The organism is Acinetobacter legionensis (assembly GCF_057165765.1).
In genome coordinates, this window is sequence record NZ_CM169896.1 from 3445571 (window position 1) to 3468045 (window position 22475).

Below are 22475 nucleotides of genomic sequence, written 5' to 3' on the forward strand. Positions count from 1 at the left end.
CTATGTCATCTCAACAGCAGAAGCAACCTATTTTAAAAAAAATTACGAAAGGTTTAACCGTTGGCTCAGTGATTACTGGCAGTACTTTTTTTCACGGCCCACCTGTTTTAGCTTTAGGCTTGACCAAATTATTTAAAAAGTCAAAAAAGGTGGATGAAACCAATATCAATATCACCAATAGTTGGTTAAGTGTAAATAATTGGTTGATTGATCATGTTCTTCCCGAAACACAATGGGACATTACTGTTGATGACAACTTGGATTTAAATATGCAAGGTCGTTATTTAATGACCTGTAACCATCAAAGTTGGGTCGATACTACCGTAAACCAATATTTTGGTCTAACACGCATGCCTCTCACCCGCTTTTTCACCAAATGGGAACTGATCTTTATACCATTTGTCGGGCAAGCATTTAAAATTCTTGGCTTTCCGATGATGAAACGCCATACAAAAGAGCAGATTGCAAAGAACCCTGATCTCAAAACACGTGATATGGAAGAAGCACGTAAAGCCTGTGAACAGTTATTAAGCCAGCCTTTTACATTGCTCAACTACCTTGAAGGAACACGTTTTACCCCAAAAAAACATGCTCAACAGCAATCCCCTTTTACCAATTTACTTAAACCTAAGGCCGGTGGACTTGCTCTCGCCTTAAATATCTTAGGTGATAAGATTGACGCTCTGGTGGATATGACCATTGTGTATCCAGATGGTGCACCCGGTTATGGTGAGTTTTGGTTAGGTGAAGTACCTCGAATTGCAGTTAATATGCGTAAAATTGAGATTCCTGAATGGGTACTGGGCGGCAATTATGAAGATGATGCAGAATATCGCGAACGCTTTCAAAACTGGGTTGATGATTTATGGAGTGAAAAAGATCAACTGATTAGCACCATAAAACAAAAATATAATCACTAACTTTCAATTGAAGAAAAAACTACAGAATAGGATGGATATGACAGAGCAAGTTCCACCACTCGAAAACAGTACAGAAACGAAAAACGATATGTCACGAGGATGGTGGATCGCTTTTGGTTATGACATCTTTATGATGTTTATCATCGTCTTCAACCTATTCTGTTTATGTGCCAATGCTTTTTTAATGAGTAATTTTGGTGACTGGCTTTTCAATGAAATTCATCTACCGCAAGTTTTACAGTATTACAAAACAGATCTGCATCCGTGGGTGATTAAAACTGAAAGCTGGTTTATTACCTTTTTGATTGTTGAATTAGGCATTCGCTGGCTCATCGCTATTATCAACAAACACCATGCGCGTTGGTTCTTCTTTCCATTTATTCACTGGTATGAGATTTTAGCGATTATTCCTTATTTACGTTTTTTACGTTTAATTCGCGTCGGTATTATTGCTTATCATTTTCATGAGTTAGGTTATAAGGTTATTCCCGATAACATTCTAAAACGTGTGCTGTTTTATTATCGAGTACTGATGGAAGAATTATCAGATCGTGTTGTGATTACCGTCATTGATGGAATTAAACAAGAATTAGACACCAGCTCAAGCCATAAAAAAATCATTCATGATTTAATTGATCACCATAGAGATCGTTTTGCACAAACTTTAGCTGAAGTATTACAAGAATCTTTGGCCACTGAACTAAAAGCACAAAGTCATGTGATTACCCATAATGTCGGACAGATTGTACGTCAAGCGATTGAGGACACCCCGCAATTGACCCAGTTATTGCGCATGATCCCAATTGCAGGCAGTATGATTGAAAATCAGATTCAAAATATTGGGCAACAGCTAGGTGAGAATATTACGCAAGGATTGGTGCAACCGTTTACTCAAGGCAATCTACAAAATCCAAACGCGACCTATCAATTAATTTCAACCAAATTAAGCCAATTAAATATTGAAAATCAAAAACTTGAAGAACTAGTTGAATCTATAGTCTATGAAAGTTTAGAATCGTTAAGGAAACAAGTGAAAGTAAAACAATGGCAGCTTGAATTAGAAAAAAATGATCAAGTAAAAGATGAGTGATTCAAAGAATAAGCAATTCATTGAAAATATTTGTATCTTTGCTAGAGAAATCATTCAATATGTTCTAGCATTTGCCCTATTTCACAATTTTTGACGCTTAGATAGAAAAATTTAGGTCACATGCCTTTTAAGGAATAATTATGGCTGATATACGGATTACAGGCAGAATGGTTAATTTTACCCGATTAACCTTCGATACTAATGATCATGATGCCATCCGCCAGCAATTAACTTCAATGATGAGTGAGACCTCTTATCAAGGGGCTTTGGTCATTATTGATACCACAGTTGAACAAGAGCTTATTGCCCTGATTCAACTCATTATCAGCCTAGATTTACAGCCTATGGCTGTGATTGATGGTTTATTGGGTGACCAAGCACGTGCAATTCAATTCCCAGTCTTGCCTGCCGATCGTCCATTGCAACGGATTAAACCGACGAAAGAACAAGTGGTTGAAACTCCAGTAAAAGCACCCGCTGTAGCGACACCAAATGTAAGCGTAGATGCGTCTAAAACATTGAGTCATGTCACTTCATACCATGATGAAATTTTAAGAACTGGGCAATGTTTGGTTCAAGATCATGGAGACATCATACTGAATGCTGGTATTAACAGTGGTTCAGAAGTGATTGCTTCAGGAAATATACATATCTATGGCAGTGTTCGTGGTAGAGTCATTGCAGGCGCAGGTGGTAACACCAGTGCAAGAATTTTTTGTCATTCACTAGAAGCCGAATTGGTTTCTATTGCGGGAACATATTGTGTAGCAGATGACATTCCTCAAGATGTAATTAAAAAAGCTGTACATATTTACTTGAATGACCAGCAAGAGCTAGTGTTTGAAGCTTTGCAATTTTAAGGTATAAATTAAACACCATATAAAACTCGTTTAATCGGGTAAAATGACCATAACAGGAGTGGATTCGGTGGCCAAAATTGTTGTCGTTACATCAGGCAAAGGTGGCGTAGGTAAAACTACGACGAGTGCATCTTTTGCAACAGGATTAGCCCTACGAGGTCATAAAACTGTTGTGATTGATTTCGATGTGGGTTTGCGTAATTTAGATTTGATCATGGGCTGTGAACGCCGTGTCGTATATGATTTTGTAAATGTCATCAATAACGAAGCGCGCTTACAGCAAGCGCTAATTCGCGATAAAGATATTGAAAATTTATATATTTTACCTGCATCGCAAACCCGTGATAAAGATGCACTGAGCGATGATGGTGTTGCTCGTGTAATCGATGAGCTTGCACAAGAATTCGATTATATTATCTGTGACTCACCTGCAGGGATTGAGCGTGGTGCAATTTTAGCCATGTATCATGCAGATGAAGCGATTATTGTAACAAACCCAGAAATCTCTTCTGTTCGAGATTCAGACCGTATTATTGGTATGCTCGACAGTAAGACGAAAAAAGTAGAAAACAACGAAGGGCGTATTCGTAAACATTTATGTATTACGCGTTTTAACCCTGAACGTGCCGATAAACAAGAAATGTTGACCATTGATGATATCTCAAAAGATATCTTACGTGTACCAACTTTAGGCGTCATTCCAGAATGCCCTAGCGTACTTCAGGCATCGAATGAAGGTAAACCTGTCATTCTTTACCAAGAAGCATCTGCTGGGCAAGCATATGATGATTTAGTTGCGCGTTTCTTGGGTGAGGAACGTCCTTATCGACATATTACAGTGAAACCTAAGGGTTGGTTAGCACGGTTATTTGGAGCGTAGAAATGGCAGGATTTTGGAGTAAACTTTTTAGCAATGATGACAAACCATCTAGCGCCCAAACTGCTAAAGATCGCTTAAAAGTTATTGTTGCTTCTGAAAACGGTTTGGGCAAACGTTTAAGCCAAGACAAGATTGACCAAATGAAAAAAGAAATCATGCAAGTGGTTAATCGTTATGTCCGTGGCGTGGATGAACAGCATATTCAAATGCAAGTTCGTTCTGAAGCCAACATTGAAATGTTGGAAATGAATATCAATTTACCTGAAGAACGATAATTTCATTATTGATTAGTCAAGCGAATTGATTCAGGGCAAAATATAGGGCAGAGTTAAAAAAGGGTTACTTTTTCTCGTGCAATATATTTTGCCCTTTTTGTTTTAGATTTTTTTCAGCTAAAGATTGTATTTATCCTTATAAAATGAAAGATAAATAAGGTTGATATAATGTTGTAAATTAATCATTTAATTTAGAATTATTTTATTTGAGGAGATGCTGTTATGGCACTTTCACAGCCAGCAACGTTCAATGAAGAATGGTCAGACGAGCGTGTTTTTGCCTACTTAGATCAACTTCCTCCTGAAGGTACTAATACTGATTTTCATGTACTTTATCATGCCTTTAAACATATGCGTCCTTTTGACTATGAACGCTTATTGACTAAGTTTGTTGCTGCTGGTCGAAATATCAACGCAACTAATCCAGAAGGTCTACGTATTCATGATGTGATTGCAGAGTACCCGCGTCAAAAAGAAGGTTTCTTAGAAGTATTAGCGAAGTTTGCTTAAGCACTTCAACCAACGAGCAATGTAGTCTTGAAATATTGCTGATCTATAAACGCCTAATGAACTTCATTGGGCGTTTTTTAGTTTACATATCCCATTTTATCAATGTCTATATCTCAATGTTCTATACTATTTCCTACAAAAAAATATTAAAAACATCCATATAAACAATTAAGTCAGTCAGCATAATTTCATATGAACAAATTAACTTTTCTAAAATTACACTATTTTATTTGATCTTTAATCACGTTTAAACATCATTTAATTTTATTTATGTCAAACAACCATATGCTTTGTAAATACGCATTGCTTTTATGATTTACTTTAAATCACTCCTGTATATCAGCACTGGATAATTATATTTAAATGTAGTTCCTGTTTGATATGTCTGAAGTTGAAGTATTTAATTCTACAGACTCTAATAACCTGTCATAAAAAAACCCAGCTTGCGCTGGGTTTTTGAATCAAGTCAATGCTTAGTGAGCAGCAAATTGGTTCATTGTGTTTTTAGCATCGTCATGCGCTTTAAGTGCATTGTCACCAGAGAAGATTTCTTTGTGATCATCACCAATGTCAGAACCCGCCATCGCTTGGTGTTTAACACAAGCGATACCACCACGGATTTCTTTACGTTGTACACCAGCAACATAAGCCAACATACCTTCAGTACCGAAGTAACCTTGTGCAAGCTCATGAGTAGAAAGCGCAGCAGTATGGTAAGTCGGAAGTGTAATCAAGTGATGGAATACACCCGCTTCACGAGAAGCATCTGCTTGGAATGTACGAATTTTCGAGTCAGCATCAGCAGCCAATTCAGAAGCATCGTACTCAGCGCTCATTAATTTAGCACGGTCGTAAGCAGAAACATCTTTACCTTCAGCAACCCAACGATCGTAAGCTTGTTGACGGAAGTTTAAAGTCCAGTTGAATGATGGGCTGTTGTTATAAACAAGCTTCGCATTTGGAATTGTTTCACGTACACGGTTAACCATGTGTGCAATTTCTTCAACGTTTGGAGTCGCAGTCTCGATCCAAAGAAGATCTGCACCGTTTTGTAAGCTAGACACACAGTCAAGTACAACACGGTCAATTTGAGTACCTTCACGGAACTGATATAGGCCTGAAGCTAAACGCTTAGGACGGTGTAATTTACCATCACGTTTAATCAAGATTTCATCTTCTTGAGCATCTGCAATGTCAATTTCAGTTGTATCTAAGTAGCTAATATATTGAGAAGCAATATCACCTGGCTCTTTAACCACTGGGATTTTTTGAGTCAAGTCAGCGCCTTCAGAGTCAGTACGCGCAACGATGATACCGTCATCAAGACCCATTTCTAAGAATGCATAACGTAATGCATGGATTTTAGAGATAAAGTCTTCATGTGGAACTGTTACTTTACCAGCTTGGTGACCACATTGTTTAGCATCAGATACTTGGTTTTCGATTTGAAGTGCACAAGCACCAGCTTCAATCATTTTACGCGCAAGTAAATAAGTTGCTTCTTCGTTACCGAAACCTGCATCGATGTCCGCAATAATTGGCACAACGTGAGTTTGGAAACCATCGATTTGTGCAGTGATTTCAGCAGCTTTAGCTGTATCACCAGCTTCGTTTGCTTTTTTAAGCGCACGGAATAAATCATTAAGTTCTTTCGCATCAGCTTGACGTAAGAATGTATAGATTTCAGCGATTAGAGCAGGTACAGAAGTTTTTTCGTGCATAGATTGGTCAGGAAGTGGACCGAATTCTGAACGAAGTGCAGCAACCATCCAACCAGAAAGGTAGATATAACGTTTGCTTGTAGTACCAAAATATTTTTTGTTTGCAATCATTTTTTGTTGCGCAATGAAACCATGCCAGCAACCTAAAGATTGAGTGTATTTACTAGAATCAGCATCATATTCAGCCATATCACGACGCATGATCGCAGCTGTATATTTAGCGATATCTAAACCAGTTTTAAATTGGTTTTGCAGTTGCATACGCGCAGCATCTTCTGGGCTAATATCGCGCCATGTGCTTCCGAATTTTGCTTTTAATTCACGGATTGCATCAATCGCTGTTTGGTATGTAGTCATGATATGTTCCTGTAATAATATTAGGATTTCATCAATCGAAGAGCTAAATCCACTCGGTATTTGTTTGTTCAGATTTAGAACACTTCGTTGTTATGGTCTTAGCTTAGATTGAGTCCTCAAATTAATCCAATATTCTGAGTTAATTTTCAGTATTTATTTAAAAAATATGTAGATCAAAGTCATATTATAATTAAACCAAAAATCGATAAACAATTAATTTATATAATTTTTAATAATTAACAACTACCTATACATTGCTTAAATATCAGTCAATTTGATAATTTTATCTCTATTAGACTTAAGTCTGAGCTTGTAACAAAAAAACCAAAACTGCATTTTTTTAATATAAAAACACCCTGAATGATCAAGAATCGGACAAAGCATAATTGGGTGATTCATCGATTGATAAACAATGTTGTTGCTTAAAAATCTGCTTATCTTCACATATAATGGCGAAATTATGATTTATTCAAACATGCATCTCAATTTAAAACTAAGACAACAATTCTTGATTCTTCTACAACAATAAATCGTCTGCTGTTTTTTTATCTACTTTTTACACAAAAGCATTTCCTTATGGCATAATCCTCTGTGATTTCTAAATTTTATTTTCGGTATTTTTTTTATGAATCTGGAGCGGGTCGATCTCAACCTCTTAATTTACCTTGACGTTCTTTTACGTGAAAAAAATGTGACTCGTGCTGCTGAACAGCTTGGCGTTACCCAACCCGCAATGAGTAATATTTTACGTCGTCTTCGTAATTTATTTAATGACCCTCTTTTAATTCGTTCTTCTGAAGGTATGACACCAACAGAACGTGCTTTAGAATTACAACCCCGCATCCGTGACGCACTGTCTGATTTATCCATGATTTTGGAACCTCGTACTGAGTTCCGACCTTATACGTCAAACCGTGTATTCCGTATTATGACCTCTGATTATGCCGAAGCAACACTTGTTCCTCGTCTAGTCAAAGCCTTGCGCTCTGAAGCACCGAATGTTGTTCTCGACTTTTTAACACCAAGTGACGTGTCATATCGTGACATGGAACAAGGAAAAGTTGATTTAGCCATCAACCGGTTTAATGAAATTCCACAAAGTTTTCACCAAGTTTTAGTGTGGCGTGACAGTTTCTCTTGTCTACTCAATAACAAACATCCAGCTTCAAGTACTTTAAATCTTAAAAGTTATTTAGATGCACAACATATCTGGGTATCAAAAACAGGGATGGGTGTTGGTTTTGGTGTGAATCCTGAAAAACAAGCAGGATTAGGTTGGATTGATCAAGCTTTAGAGCGGATTGGTCAAAAGCGTAAAATTTCAGTCTTTACGCGTCATTATCAAATGCCTGCATTATTGGCTTCAAATGTCGATTTAATTGCGACCTTACCAACCCGTATCGCACGTTTACAAGCCAAAAGCCAAAATTTACTCATTAAAGATCCGCCATTTTATATTCCTGAATTTGAATTAAAAATGGCATGGTGTCCTTTACTTCATCATCATCCTGCACATCGTTGGTTACGCCAATTGATTCTTTATGTTGCACGTCAAATGATTGAAGAAGAAAATCGTGAATTTATGCAAAATAATTCGCATTTTTCTCAATATTAATAGGAATTTTGTTAAATTCTTATCATTTCAAGCTTATACTAATTCTAGATCGGTAGTGTGTTACTCACTACCACCCCCTTTTATGTGTTAAAAATATCTCATAATAATGATGATCCATAGGTGGATTCGTGAGCCTGTTCCAGAATATCCTAATCATCGCTGTCCTCATCGCAGGAGCTGGTTTTTTATCTTTAACTGAAATCGCACTTGCGGGTGCGCGTAAAGTTAAACTCAAAATTCTTGCCGAATCTGGCGATGAGCGAGCACAAAAAGTCCTAGACTTACAGCAAAACTCTGCCGATTTCTTTGCCGCATCCCAAATCGGTTTAAATGCTGTTGCTATTCTTGGCGGTATTTTAGGTGAAGGTGCATTTCGCCCTTATTTTCTTGAATTTGTTTCTCGTTTCTATGTCGGAAATTGGACTGAAACCATCAGTTTTGTCCTCTCATTTACTTTAGTCACCTCACTTTTTATTCTTTTTGCCGATTTAATGCCAAAACGTATGGCGATGATTGCACCCGAAAAAATTGCAGTTTCAGTCATCAATCCCATCCAGATCTTTATCGTGGTATGTAAACCATTAGCTTGGTTTATCAATGCTGTTGCTAACTTGTTATTCCGCTTGTTTAAAGTCAATACAACGCGTGAAGACAATATTACCTTTGATGATATTTCAGCGGTGATGGATGCAGGTGCACAAGCGGGTGTTTTACAAAAGCAAGAACATCACTTTATTGAAAATGTATTTGAACTTGAAGAACGTAATGTTCCATCCAGTATGACCCCACGTGAAAACGTAGTGTTTTTTACTTTAAAAGAACCAGAAGAAAGTATTCGCCAAAAGCTAGCTGAATACCCTTATTCTAAGTTCCTTGTTTGCAACGAAACCATTGACCAAGTGATTGGTTATGTCGATGCCAAAGATATTCTAGTTCGTATTCTCAATAACCAGAAAATTAATCAGTTACATGAGTCAACTATTCGTACAGTATTGACCATTCCTGATACATTAACACTATCTGAAGTCCTTGATCGCTTCAGATCTAGCAAAGAAAAATTTGCAGTCGTATTTAATGAATATGCCCTTGTCGTTGGCGTTATTACCCTGTCAGATATCATGATCACTGTGATGGGTGACTGGGTTACACCAATGGATGAAGAACTACAAATTATTAAACGTGATAACAACTCATGGTTAATTGATGGTAGTACACCAATTGAAGACATGAAGCATGCTTTAGCAATTGATGAGATGCCAGATGAAGAGAACTACGAGACACTGGCAGGCTTTATGATGTATCAGTTAAGAAAAATTCCTAAACCAGCTGACACCGTGATTTTTGGTGGTTATAAATTTGAAGTGGTCGATGTTGATCATTTTAAAATTGACCAGCTACTTGTCACACGCTTACTTGAAAAAGCAGAACCCTCGACATCAGAAGACTCTTCACAATAAGCTTCTTTAGCTCATTTAAAGCTTAGCAATCACCTTGCTAAGCTTTTTTTATGAAAAGTGGCGCTTTAATATTGCAAGATCCAGAACGCTATTGATTAGATTATAGCCTTTTGATTTATAAATTTTAAAAATATGAAAATTAACATGAATACAGTTTTTAAAATCATAAAATATAATAAACATATAAATCAATATCTTAAATTTTATAACCATTTTGGTGCAATTATAATATTCATTTTTAAATATCTGTTTTGAATACTCTATTTATTTAAAAAATAGTACTGAATTCAGTATTTCTACAAGGATATTTTAATTTAATCCAATAACTATTAGCATGCTTCTGCTTAAAAAATTAAAAGACTTCTGTTACCAAAGTCTCATTCAAGGATCGAACTATGCTAACCGTATTAGGTTTGGGCATGATTTTGTGCTTTATGTACTTAATTATGTCTAGACGAATGACTGCTCTTGCAGCACTCACACTTATTCCAATTTTATTTGCATTAATCGCTTACGGTCTTAGCTTCTATTTCGACAGCCTTGGGCATTTAGAAATCAAACAGCTCGGTGAAATGATGCTTGATGGTGTAAAAAAACTTGCACCAACAGGCGTAATGCTACTTTTTGCAATTCTTTATTTTGCCATCATGATTGATACGGGATTGTTTGATCCTTCTGTAAAATTTATCTTGAAGCTGGTCAAAGGTGATCCACTTAAAGTCGTTATTGGTACCATTACCCTGACACTCATCGTCTCTCTTGATGGCGATGGTTCTACCACCTACATGATTTGTGTAGCAGCAATGCTCCCACTTTATAAAAAGTTAGGTATGAGCCCATTGATCATGGCTTGTTTAATGATGCTGGCAAGCGGAATCATGAACCTTACCCCGTGGGGTGGACCAACGGCACGTGCTGCAAGCGCGCTGCATGTAGAAGCCAGTGAAATCTTTGTGCCAATGGTTTTACCAATGCTCGCTGCTATTCTTTGGCTCTACTTTGTCGGTTTTATGTATGGCCGTATGGAACGTAAACGCTTAGGTATTATTGAACTTGATGTTAGTCATGGTGATGACATTCAAATTTCAAGTAATCCAGAAGCAAATCGTGCACATTTAAGATGGTTCAATGGTTTATTGACAGTTGTCCTTATGATTTGTTTGGTGAAAGGCGTGTTGCCTTTACCGATCTTATTTATGATTGCACTTTGTATTGCATTGGTGGTCAACTATAAAGATGTCGATATGCAAAAATCTTTAGTTGCTCATCATGCAGGTAGTGCTCTAAACGTTGTGGGTATTATTTTTGCTGCAGGGATTTTTACTGGGATTCTTTCAGGGACAGGCATGGTTGATGCGATGTCTAAAGAATTGGTGGCGATTATTCCACAAAGTATGGGTCCTTTTTTAGCGCCCATTACTGCTGTGATTAGTATGCCTTTGACCTTCTTTATGTCGAATGATGCTTTCTATTATGGAGTGTTACCGATTCTTTCTGAAGCGGCAAGTCATTATGGTATTACACCTGTAGAAATGGCGCGTGCTTCAATTGTCGGCCAACCTGTACACTTACTTTCACCATTGGTTCCTTCAACATATTTATTATGTGGATTGGCTGGTATCGAATTTGGACAGCATCAAAAGTTCACTATTAAATGGGCGATTCTGACCTGTTTGGTAATGCTTGTTGCAGCCATGCTGCTCGGTGTATTCCCACTCTATTCAACACTACACTAATAGAAAAAAGCCGATATAAATATCGGCTTTTTTCATTTTAAATAGATTATTTTCATCATCTATTTAAAATAATGATTTATTTAGAATCAAATCCAATTAAGCATGAATCAATACATCAAGCAATGCTTGATAATGAATTGAAATATCATCTTCTAAAATTTTATAAGCGCTATCAAACTGCACCATTGGCCAGCCTTCTTTCCAGAAAGGAAAAATATTATGCAGGTCACGCGTCACGATTGCATCTTCACGAATAATCGCTTGAGCAACTTGTGATAACACTTGAGCGGTTTCTGCCCCATCAAGAGCTAAATAATCGATACCTTTTGCTTTTAAAATACGGATTCGATCTTTCTTATAACGAATTTTCTTGGCCTGCGCTTCATTTAAATTTAAAGCCAAAGTCACAGCTTCAACAAATTTGTCTTCAAAGCTTTGATGTAAAGCAACCAATGCCTGTTTATGTGCTTCTTGACGCCCAGCTTTTCCACCATCACGAATGATTTTTTGTGCTTCAACATTCAATTCATCCGATTTCATCGACTGAAGAATGTCTAAAATTTCAATATCACTTAATGAAGCAGAAGAATCTGTCATGGGAGTCCTAAAACAAAAATAAATAGAAATCCTATTTTCGCACAATTTTAAAATTAAGTCAGAGATAATGTTAATCTGTGGCGATGTATCTCTAGCTGATCAAATAACAATAAAGGATAATATTTTAATGCTGTTTTAGCCCTACTTGCCTGTATTAGTTTTTATTCTGCCTTATATCTTATCTATTTTTATTTTGCTCAACAACCTTAACCTCTGTCCTTGTGCTGGCAACAGTTTTACTCATATAGTCAACCTGTCAAAAGCTCAGCCAAAAGAATATAATTGCTCTTAAATAATATTTTTAATTAAATCAATTGCATGGAAAATAAATTGTTTGATTATAAAAAAACTTGCCATGCCATACCTTACATTCAAAGTTTAAATAGTTTTGCGTAGGCGATGGCTCGCTTTTCGTAGGGATTGTCAAACCTTGCGCTGCAAACAAAGCAGTGCTTTGTATTTGCTCATATTGGGCGAGGGTACATCCTACACCACCGCTCAATGGCGACATCCCTGTCGCCCCGCGCTAGGATAATCATCTAGGATTCAAAAGTACAAAAAATGAATCGATAATCATTGGTTTCTAATAGTTCATATAAAAACATAAGCATCATTTATGATCTATGACTTAATAGAAATCGCCTGTATAAATAATTAGGTGGTTTGAATATATTTTGCTACCCTGCGGCTTATCAAAAGGGACGACAAACATTTAACCGCACCTTGAATCATGAAAATTGGTTGACTCTACCGTTTTACATATACTGGCAATTGTTTATCTTGCGTATACGCTTGTTACTGTCCAAATTTCTTGATTAAGATCATTTGATAAAATCTTATCAATAAGCATAAACTGACAATTTTTTTCTTTCTTAATTGAGGATTTTTTGCTATTGATTTGATATGCCAATAAAAAGTGAAACCTTATGAAAGCTATTGCTTATAAAAAACCATTCGCAATTTCAGAAGCCCATGTTTTTTCCGAAATCGAAATCGAACAGCCAGTTGCAACTGGTCATGACTTACTGATTGAGGTTAAAGCCATTTCAATCAACCCAGTCGATATCAAAATGCGACAGCGTACTTCGCCAGAAAATGATACTTGGAAAATTTTGGGTCATGATGCGGTTGGAATTGTGAAAGCAATCGGAGAAAATGTTCAAAATTTTAAAGTGGGTGATGAAGTTTTTTATGCGGGTTCAAACCAAAGACAAGGCTCTTATGCTGAATTCCAATTGGTTGATGAACGTATCGTTGGATTAAAACCGAAATCATTGAGTGATGCAGAAGCCGCAGCGTTGCCTTTAACGTCGCTCACCGCATATGAAATGTTATTTGACCGTTTAAAAATCCAAGACACCAAAGTTGAAAAACCTGTGATTTTAGTCATTGGCGCTGCAGGAGGTGTTGGCTCTATTACAGTTCAATTGTTAAAAGTACTGACTGAATTTACAGTGATTGCTACAGCTTCCCGCCCTGAATCTAAAGCATGGCTGACTGAAATTGGCGCAGATTATATTGTGGATCATAGCCAACCTTTAGAACAGCAAATTCTAGACTTGAATATTGGGCTACCTCATTATATTTTTTCAATTAACGGTACAGGGCGATATACACAAGCCATTGCAAATTTGATCGCACCCCAAGGTCATTTTGGTTTAATTGATGATCCTGAAAACTTTATCATTAACCCGTTTAAAGTTAAGTCTGTTTCAGTTCATTGGGAATCGATGTTTACTCGCTCTACATTCCTGACCAAAGATCTCAGCCGCCAAGGTGATATCTTAAATAAAGTTTCAAAATTAGTTGATGACCAAAGACTCAAAACCACTTTGGGACAAAACCTCGGTCAAATCAATGTTGAACATATATCCCAAGCTCATACACTGATTGAGTCAGGTAAAAGCATTGGTAAGATCGTATTAGCAGGCTTTTAACCACTCGAATAAAATTTAATTTTTAAGAATCGCTTAAAGGTTTATAAAAAGATTTAAATGACCCTGTGAATATCAATCAATTTAATGAATTAAATATAAATTGAACATTTTTTCATCATTTAATCATACATAGTGTATCGATAGCTTAGCGACATGGATGTCGCGGTTGAGCGAGGGGTACGCCCTATACCCCTCGCTCAACATGAGCAAAAACAAAGCACTGCTTTGTTTGCAGCGCAAGGTTTGACAATCCCTACGAAAAGCGAGCCATCGCCTACGCAAAACTACGTAAACTTTTCAAGCTAATACGAGGTAGTGCTAATTCTTTAATAATGAGAATCAACTTTTAGAGAAATAGTTTAATCACAAAGTTAAATAGAAAACTTATCTTAAATCACTTCCACCACAACTTTACCAATATGCTCACCTGTATCCATACATGCATGCGCAGCCTGAATTTGATCAAACTTAAATGTTTTATAAATCATTGGTAAACATTCCCCTTTTGCCCACAATGGGACGACATGTTGCATCAAACCTTTGGCAATTTCAGCTTTTTCAGCAGTTGTACGTGCACGCATAGTTGAACCGGTAATAGTGAGGCGTTTCATCATAATCTGTCCCAATTTTACCTCTTTGGCCTTTGCACCGCCCAAAAATGCGATATAGACCAAACGCCCATCTCTACGGAGTAGATTTAGATTTTGATCTAGATAAGGCGCCCCAACCATGTCAAGAATAATATCAACACCCTCATTTTGGGTCTTTTCAGTAATGACCTGTTCAAAGTCCTGAGTTTTATAATTAATTGCATCAGTCAAATTGCGAATAGCTTGAACTTTCTCATCTGAACCTACAGTTGCAAAGCTTTTCAAACCGAATGATTGCGCTAACATTAATGCGGTTGTACCAATACCACTTGTACCACCATGTACCAATAGTGTTTCACCTGCTTTGGCATGTGCCATTTGAAAAACATTGGCCCATACCGTAAAGAAAGTTTCAGGTATTGCTGCAGCTTGAACAAAACTTACAGCTTCAGGAATATGAATGGTTTGAGATTCTGGCACGACACAATATTCTGCGTAGCCACCACCATTGGTTAATCCACAAATTTTATCGCCCACAGTAAATAAAGTAACATCTTCGCCCACTGCAATCACTTCTCCAGCAACTTCCAAACCAGGAACAGGTGTCACCCCTTTTGGCATAGGATATAAGCCTTGACGCTGTAAAATATCGGGGCGATTAATCCCAAATGCATGGACTTTAATCAAAACTTCATCTACTTTGGGTTGAGGAATTTCTACCGTTTCATAAGCCAGTTTTTCTATACCACCAGGTTCTGTAATAATGACCTGTTGCATATTATTTGTAGACATAATTTCTTTCCTATTCCATTCATTACTTTTCATGTTTTCTGTATTTGAACATAAACCAGTGCATGTGCAAATATTTCACCACCAATGTCTACAAAATATAGTGGGTATCCTTACAAAAATATAATTTTCAAATATTTATACAAATGGCACCAAACGGATAAAGACATAAAAACAAAGATGAAAAAAACAAACTATGTTGTTAATTACAGATCACCATGCGCTCACTTATGATTTAAAAATAGGTTATCGCTTTTAATCGTTATATTTTTGACAATTAAGCATTTAATTCTTAAAGATTTACATGCTTTTTTATTACCGTTTTTAGGCATCAAAAAACTATATTGATCATTTTTTGTTTGCTAATTTAATTTTACCCTGATAATATTCAAACACGAATTAGTTTTACCCTGATAAAAATATTCAAAGGTTTTAAAATGAATACTGAAAACACCTACTCTGCCTTTGTTGGCAATAAGCGTTTAATCACTGATTCTTTGTTAAACGTAGCATTAACCATTAAGACTCAACAAAACACCTCCACACCTGTGTTGATTTTTAATGATCAAACGGGCCAAGCCATTGATGTTAATACCATCGGATCTACAGCAGATATTCAACAACGTTATGCTAAACCTGAAGCGGTTAAAAAAGTTGGCCGTCCTAAATTAGGGGTGATTTCTCGTGAAATCACTTTGCAGCAAAAGCATTGGGATTGGTTAGATCAACAAAGTTCTAGTGCATCTGCTGTGATTCGAAAATTGATTGACCAAGAGTTAAATAACCCTAATTCAGCAAGCAATAAAATGTTGGCAAAACAGGCAACTGATCGTTTTATGTCAGCAATGTCAGGCAATATGCCAAATTATGAGGAAGCCACTCGTGCTTTATATCAAGGTAATCAAGCGCTGTTTTTAGCACTAATTCAAGACTATCCAAAAGATTTACGAGCGTATTTGACTTTAAAAACGCAACATGCTTTTTAACTATAATATTCGCAACTATATAAAAATTAAATGCGCTAAGCCTATAGAATTAGCGCATTTTTTATAATGATCGGCACATGATTGATCATTAAATTATTTTTGTTGTTCGGACTCTTCACAAGTTTGTTTTAAACGTTGCATTGCCATCGGATCCATAGGTGCCGTCATCATTGCATGATAATTATGGCATTCTTTGGTCGGCTCAGGTATTTTCTTCGGTGGGTTTGAAGCACATGCTGTCAACACGCTTGTCATTCCTATCAGGAAAAATATTTTCATTACATGACCTACTATTAAATCTTAACTTGATTTAAAACTAAATTTTATTGCTTGTGCTGTTGTAAGTCTGTTTTGATCACATTCCATAAATGTTAATTCTTCTTATCTTACAGCTTACACAGCCGTGCCGCTCATTAGTTTTAAATAAATTTAGCTGAGCGTTGCAAAAAGTACTCATCGACTGTTGCTGAGAATAGTAATTTAAAAATCCCTTTATTTATAGCAAAACACACGCTCTAAGTATTAAATAACGCAAAATTCAAAATGCTTTAATCTATATAATGTTGATTAGTATTATCTTATATATATTAAATTTTTTGCATGAAAAAACCCACCTTATGGTGGGTTTCTCTCAATCAATCCAATCTGTTAAAGACGAACCAATTCCACAATTTTTTCAGCCAATTCTTCAACTGCTTCTTGAGCAAATACTACATCAGCACCTTGTTCAACATTCGTCACCACCACAACACCAGTTTGACGAAGCAATGCAACTTGATCGCTTGATAAACCTGCTTTTGCAATCGCAACAACACCTTGTTGAATCAGCAAGCTTTCAAGAGCTTGCGAATGTTCAAGTACTTGAGCAGATACAGCAACCACAGCAGGTTTTTGACCTAAACGTGCAGCACGTGCTTCAGCAGTGACAGGTTCATTGTGTGCAGTCCATTCAACCGCAGCTTCAACCATACCCGCACCAACAGTCACATTACTTAAACGGTCAATGAAGATAAAAGAACCCGTATAACGACTGTCATGATAACGGTCAAATACCACTGGTGCATCAAACTCAATCGTTACATCTGCAATGGCATTTAAATCAAGCTGTTCAACTTGCATTTTTTCCAATGTGTTGACATTGGTACGATAGTTAATCTTCGCAACCTTAGCCGGAATGGTTTGTGTACCAAACTTCACATTATAAAGTTTGCCCAACACTAATGGCTGATCAGTCATCCATACGACTGTCGCACGAGCAGAACGTGAAATGAGCGGTTGCTCACCTGCTTTGACCAAGACATTACCACGCGAAATATCAATTTCATCATTTAACGTTAGAGTTACAGCCTGACCTGCTATAGCATGCGCTAAGTTACCATCAAAAGTGACTATTTCTTTCACTGTTGATTTCTTGCCCGAAGGTAAAGCCACAATTTCATCGCCAACTTTCACTTCACCTAAAGCAATTGTACCGCAGAAACCGCGAAAATCGAGGTTAGGACGGTTCACATATTGCACTGGAAAACGGAACTCATGTTTGCTTACATCATGTGTAATTTCAACAGTTTCCAATGTTTCCATCAAGGTTTTACCCTGATACCACGGCGTATTTGCGGATTTATTTACAACGTTATCGCCATTCAATGCAGAAATTGGCGAGAAGATGATATTGGCAGGTTTACGCTCACCCAATTGATTGACAAAATTATTGTACTCAACTTGAATTTCATTGAAACGTTCTTCAGAGAATTCAACCAAGTCCATTTTGTTAATCGCAACCACAATATTACGAATACCTAATAGGCTCGCAATAAAAGTATGACGACGAGTTTGCGTTTGTACGCCATAACGGGCATCAATCAAGATGATTGCAAGATCTGCGGTAGATGCACCTGTTGCCATGTTACGGGTATATTGTTCATGTCCTGGTGTATCAGCAATAATGAACTTACGCTTTTCAGTAGAAAAATAACGGTATGCCACATCAATGGTAATACCTTGCTCACGTTCAGCTTGTAAACCATCGACAAGCAAGGCCAAGTCAGGTGCATCACCTGTTGTACCCACTTTTTTCGAATCACGGGTTACTGCTTGTAATTGATCTTCGTAAATCAATTTTGAATCGTAAAGTAAACGACCAATTAACGTTGATTTACCATCATCCACATTACCGCATGTCAAAAAACGTAATAGGTCTTTATTTTCATGCTGTTTTAAATATGCCAAGATATCTTGACTAATTAATTCTGATTGATGAGACATTGCTCAAAGCTCCACAATATTTTGAAATCTCTTGCTATATCTTTAAATCCTCCTAAAAGCTCCTTTGATAGCAGAGGACTTTCCTCCATTTTGTTGCTGGAGTTCCCTCCTCTTTTATAAAGAGGGATTAGGGGGGATTCATATAAAAAATCCTTAGAAATAGCCTTCTTGCTTTTTCTTTTCCATCGAACCCGCTTCATCATGGTCAATCATACGACCTTGACGTTCAGAGCTTGTGGCTAAAAGCATTTCTTGGATAATTTCAGGCAGTGTCGTTGCCGTTGATTCAACCGCACCTGTCAACGGGTAACAGCCCAAAGTACGGAAACGTACCGATTTCATTTGTGGAACTTCACCTTCTTTTAAACGCATACGTTCATCATCCACCATGATCAACGTACCACTACGTTCAACAACTGGACGTTCAGCTGCTAAATACAAAGGCACCAAAGGAATACTTTCTTGGTAGATATATTGCCAAATGTCTAACTCAGTCCAGTTTGACAATGGGAATACACGGATACTCTCGCCTTTATTGACTTTACCGTTATAAAGATTCCAAAGCTCTGGACGTTGGTTTTTAGGATCCCAACGGTGCTTAGAATCACGAAAAGAATAAACACGTTCTTTTGCACGTGACTTTTCTTCATCACGGCGTGCACCACCAAATGCAGCATCAAACTGATACTTATCCAAAGCCTGTTTTAAGCCTTGGGTTTTCATAATATCGGTATATTTTGAACTACCATAATCAAATGGATTTACGCCTGCATCTTTACCTTCTTTGTTTTGATGCACGATCAGATCAAAACCGTGTTCTTTTGCCATGTTGTCACGGAATTTAATCATATCCTTAAATTTCCAGCCTGTGTCAACATGCAACAGTGGGAAAGGAAGTTTAGCAGGATAAAATGCTTTTAAAGCAAGATGCAGCATGACAGCTGAGTCTTTCCCGATTGAGTAAAGCATCACTGGATTTTCAAACTCAGCAGCAACTTCACGGATGATATGAATACTCTCAGCTTCAAGCTGTTTTAGATGAGTAAGTCTTTCCTCAGATATAGGCATTGACAGCACCAGCTCACAAAAACGTGTACTTATTACACATATTAAAATTTATATTCATTATAGTGATTTACACCTCAACCCTTTTGCTTGTTTTTTTATATTCATATATAAAAACATCATAAGCAACAACAAGAGATCGGCATGACCACACAAATTATTGCACTAGAACAGATTGATTTTGAGCAATGGCTTCCACTTTGGCGCAGCTATTTAACATTTTATAAATCACAACTCAGTGATGAACAAATAAGATTATCTTGGAAGCGAATCACAAATCCTGAACAAGCTGATATGTTTGGTTTTGCCATCAAAGTAAATGGTCAAGTGGTTGGCTTTGTACATTTGATTGCACATATGAGCATGTGGACAGATTTACCCTATTGTTATCTACAAGATTTATTTGTCGATGAAGCTTTTAGGAATCGAGGTTTAGCACGACAATTAATTGAGCATTGTTATCTGGTCTGCGCAACAAAGTTTGACCGTGTTTATTGGCTCACTCAAGAATACAATATTAGCGCCCAACACCTTTATGATCGTATTGCGAGTAAAACAGGATTTATCCAATATAAAAAGGTATTAACATAACTAGGGTCTGTTGACAATTCGTCTACGTTTGCGACTACGAGTGATTTTTAGATGATACAAGGCACGAAATATGAAATTTAGTCATTCTAAATAAATTGTTCGTAACGATGTAGCAGCAAAAAACACTCTAGTCCCCCGCTGCGCCTTGCGCTGCAAACAAAGCAGTGCTTTGTTCTTGCTCAGGGTTGTGGCTAAAATTATCTCAGTCTGCGTTATGAAACTCGTAAATAGTCTCGCTATTCTCTTCGTTTCATGCCTTGCCTGCTCAATTTTAACCTACAACGCAAGCCATTTATGAAATGTCAACAGACCCTAATAGATGTAATTCATTTAATAATGACCGTCAAATGCTCACGCTTGAAAAAGATCAAGCCTAAACATAAAAAAGGCTCACCTTTTTCAAGTCAGCCTTTAAAAATATTAAAGATCTGTGTAGCAAATAATTCAATCAACAATCAAAAACTAAAAATCGCTTCTAGAATTTAAAGAAGCGATTTTAGCTTAGTCCCAACTTATCAAACTGTATATGCTTAAAATTAGATATATACAGCCGATAACTCAGGTCTTAATGGCCGAATAATGCTTTATCTAAAGGAATTTCGATTCCTACAGAAGCACCTGCATCATTGCCATGTAGATCAGAATCACTGACCCAACCATTAATTTTTAATGGCATGGTCGGTTTAATATAATGTGTCCAAGTTAAATCTAATGCTTTAATTTTGTCTTTTTCTGGGAAGGCTAAGTTGATTTGCTTATCACCAAAGAGAGCAGCAGATTGGTTAACTTTGGCATACAGTGCACGACCAGATAAACGATTCATCACATCAAAACGAATATCACCACCGACAGAAATCATTTCACCATCACCACCCATTGCATGTCCCAATGGGAAACCTTGTTGGTAATAACCATCTTTATAGACATGGTGACTATAAGAAACACCTAATGGATCACCATTTGTTTCTGTATTCGCCCATTCAACATAAAGCTGATATGGTAAATTTTTAAAGCTTGATGAATAGTCAGCACCAGCTAAATACATTTTTTTAGATGGTAATAGACCCGCTTCATCTTCACCAATATATTGCCCATAAAAACTCATAGGAACATTCAGCAAAGACTGAAGATTTAAACGCGCATCAAATCCAGCAAGCTGATTGGATGGATTACCCACCCCCGTACAAGTGCTATCTGCACACTCATTGTCTTTTCCAATAAAAGCATTCCAATAAGCTTTTGCACTTCCTGGTTGACCCTCTCCATCAATTTGGAAAGCGCGTGATGCACCGATTTCCAAATAAGGTAAAGGTTGAGCAGTTAAGCGCAATCCCATTAAACGTGCATCAGGTACAGCCGTATAATCATTTAACTGTCCAGCAAATGCTTGATATTGCCAAGGACCAATCCAAGACAACCATTTAGATTCAAAAGCCTTTTGTTCAGCACGCTGTACAGTAAAGCCATACACAGGACGGCTGGCATCACCACGAATCAAACTACCATCATGTCCCGGCCCCCAATATGTTGGGATTTGACCCGCAATAACCCATTGATTCCATAACTTCCCAGCAATATATGAACCTTCCACATTGACATCTTGACCATTGTCAATTTGCGGATCTTTTTCACCATTGACACGAAGCTTTGCATCCCAATTCTCGCCACCCGCATTGAATTCTAATGAACCCACATATTGTGCTTTTGCACTATCCCCAAAAGCTTGAGGAATATTTTTTTGATCAGTTTCGGCAAATAAACCTAATTTTGCAGTTTGATTATCTGCTTTTAAGGCATTTTGAATTGAATCAATAACTTTTTGTTGAGTATTGTTTAAAACTTTTGCTTGAGATAAGGCACGTTGAATTTCATCCCCACTCATCGGCCAAGTCGATGTACTGATTTGTATCACACCTTGTTGATTTAACCAGTTCAAATCTGTGCGAAGATCTTCATTATTTAATACGATTCCCTGTGCAAATACAGGTAAAGACATTCCAAGTAATACAGCAGCACAAAGTGATTTTCTTAAATACATGCTCATTGTTCTCAAGTTTGATTTACAAACACACCTTAATTTTTTTATAAGTTTTTTTCAATGGTGAAATTGTGTTATTCATATTTTAAAATTCCATTATCCAAAAGAAAAAGAGTGCACCAAAGTGCACTCTTTTTCTTTTAAATTCAGATAATAACGATCATTCAATTTTTAAAAAATCGCCATCTCTAACTTTTAA

The 22475-nt window shown here is 37.0% G+C and carries 19 protein-coding genes; 12 read left to right on the forward strand and 7 right to left on the reverse strand.

The genetic code is table 11. The features are described from left to right. Window positions 1–2 precede the first annotated feature (2 nt). The 6 genes from AC2G3J_RS15655 (at window position 3) to AC2G3J_RS15680 (ending at window position 4535) form a co-directional block, all read left to right on the forward strand. The gene (locus AC2G3J_RS15655; protein ID WP_336952910.1) at window positions 3–920 is read left to right on the forward strand and encodes a 1-acylglycerol-3-phosphate O-acyltransferase, YihG family; all 918 of its coding nucleotides are present in this window, start codon (window positions 3–5) and stop codon (window positions 918–920) included. A 37-nt stretch (window positions 921–957) separates the two neighbouring features. Then, window positions 958–2010 carry a preprotein translocase subunit SecA gene (locus AC2G3J_RS15660; RefSeq protein WP_419327566.1) on the forward strand — a complete coding sequence of 351 codons (1053 nt, stop codon included), beginning with the start codon at window positions 958–960 and terminating at the stop codon, window positions 2008–2010. Between the two features lie 140 nt (window positions 2011–2150). Next, a complete protein-coding gene (minC, locus tag AC2G3J_RS15665; protein ID WP_336952912.1) occupies window positions 2151–2870 on the forward strand; it encodes a septum site-determining protein MinC in 720 nt (239 codons plus the stop codon). A gap of 67 nt (window positions 2871–2937) precedes the next feature. Next, window positions 2938–3750 (forward strand): septum site-determining protein MinD, encoded by an 813-nt coding sequence (gene minD / locus AC2G3J_RS15670; protein ID WP_336952914.1) that lies wholly within the window; start codon window positions 2938–2940, stop codon window positions 3748–3750. 2 nt (window positions 3751–3752) lie between these two features. Then, window positions 3753–4025, forward strand: a complete 273-nt coding sequence (gene minE / locus AC2G3J_RS15675) for a cell division topological specificity factor MinE (protein ID WP_004722763.1) — start codon at window positions 3753–3755, stop codon at window positions 4023–4025. Between the two features lie 222 nt (window positions 4026–4247). Then, window positions 4248–4535 (forward strand): PA4642 family protein, encoded by a 288-nt coding sequence (locus AC2G3J_RS15680; protein ID WP_336952916.1) that lies wholly within the window; start codon window positions 4248–4250, stop codon window positions 4533–4535. A 473-nt stretch (window positions 4536–5008) separates the two neighbouring features. On the opposite strand, the gene AC2G3J_RS15685 is transcribed toward AC2G3J_RS15680, so the two are convergent. Continuing rightward, entirely contained in the window at window positions 5009–6613 is a 1605-nt protein-coding gene (locus tag AC2G3J_RS15685; RefSeq protein WP_483770251.1) for an isocitrate lyase, read from the reverse strand. Between the two features lie 625 nt (window positions 6614–7238). On the opposite strand from AC2G3J_RS15685, the gene AC2G3J_RS15690 reads away from it, so the two are divergent. From AC2G3J_RS15690 to AC2G3J_RS15700, 3 genes are all read left to right on the forward strand, one after another. Beyond that, window positions 7239–8228, forward strand: coding sequence for a LysR family transcriptional regulator (locus AC2G3J_RS15690; protein WP_336952920.1), 990 nt, complete (start codon window positions 7239–7241; stop codon window positions 8226–8228). Window positions 8229–8356: 128 nt separating this feature from the next. After that, on the forward strand, window positions 8357–9685 hold the full coding sequence (paeA, locus tag AC2G3J_RS15695; protein WP_336952922.1) for a polyamine export protein PaeA: 1329 nt from the start codon (window positions 8357–8359) through the stop codon (window positions 9683–9685). Window positions 9686–10080: 395 nt separating this feature from the next. Continuing rightward, window positions 10081–11421, forward strand: coding sequence for a CitMHS family transporter (locus AC2G3J_RS15700; RefSeq protein ID WP_004722773.1), 1341 nt, complete (start codon window positions 10081–10083; stop codon window positions 11419–11421). Window positions 11422–11517: 96 nt separating this feature from the next. Here AC2G3J_RS15700 and AC2G3J_RS15705 read toward each other — a convergent pair whose 3' ends face one another. Further along, window positions 11518–12018, reverse strand: coding sequence for a hypothetical protein (locus AC2G3J_RS15705; protein WP_336952925.1), 501 nt, complete (start codon window positions 12016–12018; stop codon window positions 11518–11520). A 926-nt stretch (window positions 12019–12944) separates the two neighbouring features. Between AC2G3J_RS15705 and AC2G3J_RS15710 the strand changes: the two genes are divergently transcribed. After that, complete coding sequence (locus AC2G3J_RS15710) at window positions 12945–13955, forward strand: zinc-binding alcohol dehydrogenase family protein (protein ID WP_419327564.1); 1011 nt, start codon at window positions 12945–12947, stop codon at window positions 13953–13955. 389 nt (window positions 13956–14344) lie between these two features. On the opposite strand, the gene AC2G3J_RS15715 is transcribed toward AC2G3J_RS15710, so the two are convergent. Further along, the gene (locus tag AC2G3J_RS15715) at window positions 14345–15337 is read right to left on the reverse strand and encodes an NAD(P)H-quinone oxidoreductase (protein ID WP_419327562.1); all 993 of its coding nucleotides are present in this window, start codon (window positions 15335–15337) and stop codon (window positions 14345–14347) included. Between the two features lie 434 nt (window positions 15338–15771). On the opposite strand from AC2G3J_RS15715, the gene AC2G3J_RS15720 reads away from it, so the two are divergent. Then, window positions 15772–16320: a DUF2239 family protein gene (locus tag AC2G3J_RS15720; RefSeq protein ID WP_483770252.1), complete on the forward strand. Its 549-nt coding sequence runs from the start codon at window positions 15772–15774 to the stop codon at window positions 16318–16320. 93 nt (window positions 16321–16413) lie between these two features. On the opposite strand, the gene AC2G3J_RS15725 is transcribed toward AC2G3J_RS15720, so the two are convergent. The 3 genes from AC2G3J_RS15725 to cysD all read right to left on the reverse strand — a co-directional run bounded on the left by AC2G3J_RS15725 (window position 16414) and on the right by cysD (window position 19644). Then, window positions 16414–16566, reverse strand: coding sequence for a hypothetical protein (locus AC2G3J_RS15725; protein WP_419327635.1), 153 nt, complete (start codon window positions 16564–16566; stop codon window positions 16414–16416). Window positions 16567–16968: 402 nt separating this feature from the next. Then, window positions 16969–18582: a sulfate adenylyltransferase subunit CysN gene (cysN, locus tag AC2G3J_RS15730; RefSeq protein ID WP_419359196.1), complete on the reverse strand. Its 1614-nt coding sequence runs from the start codon at window positions 18580–18582 to the stop codon at window positions 16969–16971. Between the two features lie 153 nt (window positions 18583–18735). Then, window positions 18736–19644: a sulfate adenylyltransferase subunit CysD gene (gene cysD, locus AC2G3J_RS15735; RefSeq protein WP_026040334.1), complete on the reverse strand. Its 909-nt coding sequence runs from the start codon at window positions 19642–19644 to the stop codon at window positions 18736–18738. 147 nt (window positions 19645–19791) lie between these two features. On the opposite strand from cysD, the gene AC2G3J_RS15740 reads away from it, so the two are divergent. Further along, window positions 19792–20238 carry a GNAT family N-acetyltransferase gene (locus AC2G3J_RS15740; RefSeq protein WP_483770253.1) on the forward strand — a complete coding sequence of 149 codons (447 nt, stop codon included), beginning with the start codon at window positions 19792–19794 and terminating at the stop codon, window positions 20236–20238. Between the two features lie 565 nt (window positions 20239–20803). Here the strand turns inward: AC2G3J_RS15740 and AC2G3J_RS15745 are convergent. Then, complete coding sequence (locus AC2G3J_RS15745) at window positions 20804–22276, reverse strand: capsule assembly Wzi family protein (RefSeq protein ID WP_234622535.1); 1473 nt, start codon at window positions 22274–22276, stop codon at window positions 20804–20806. Window positions 22277–22475: the final 199 nt, after the last annotated feature.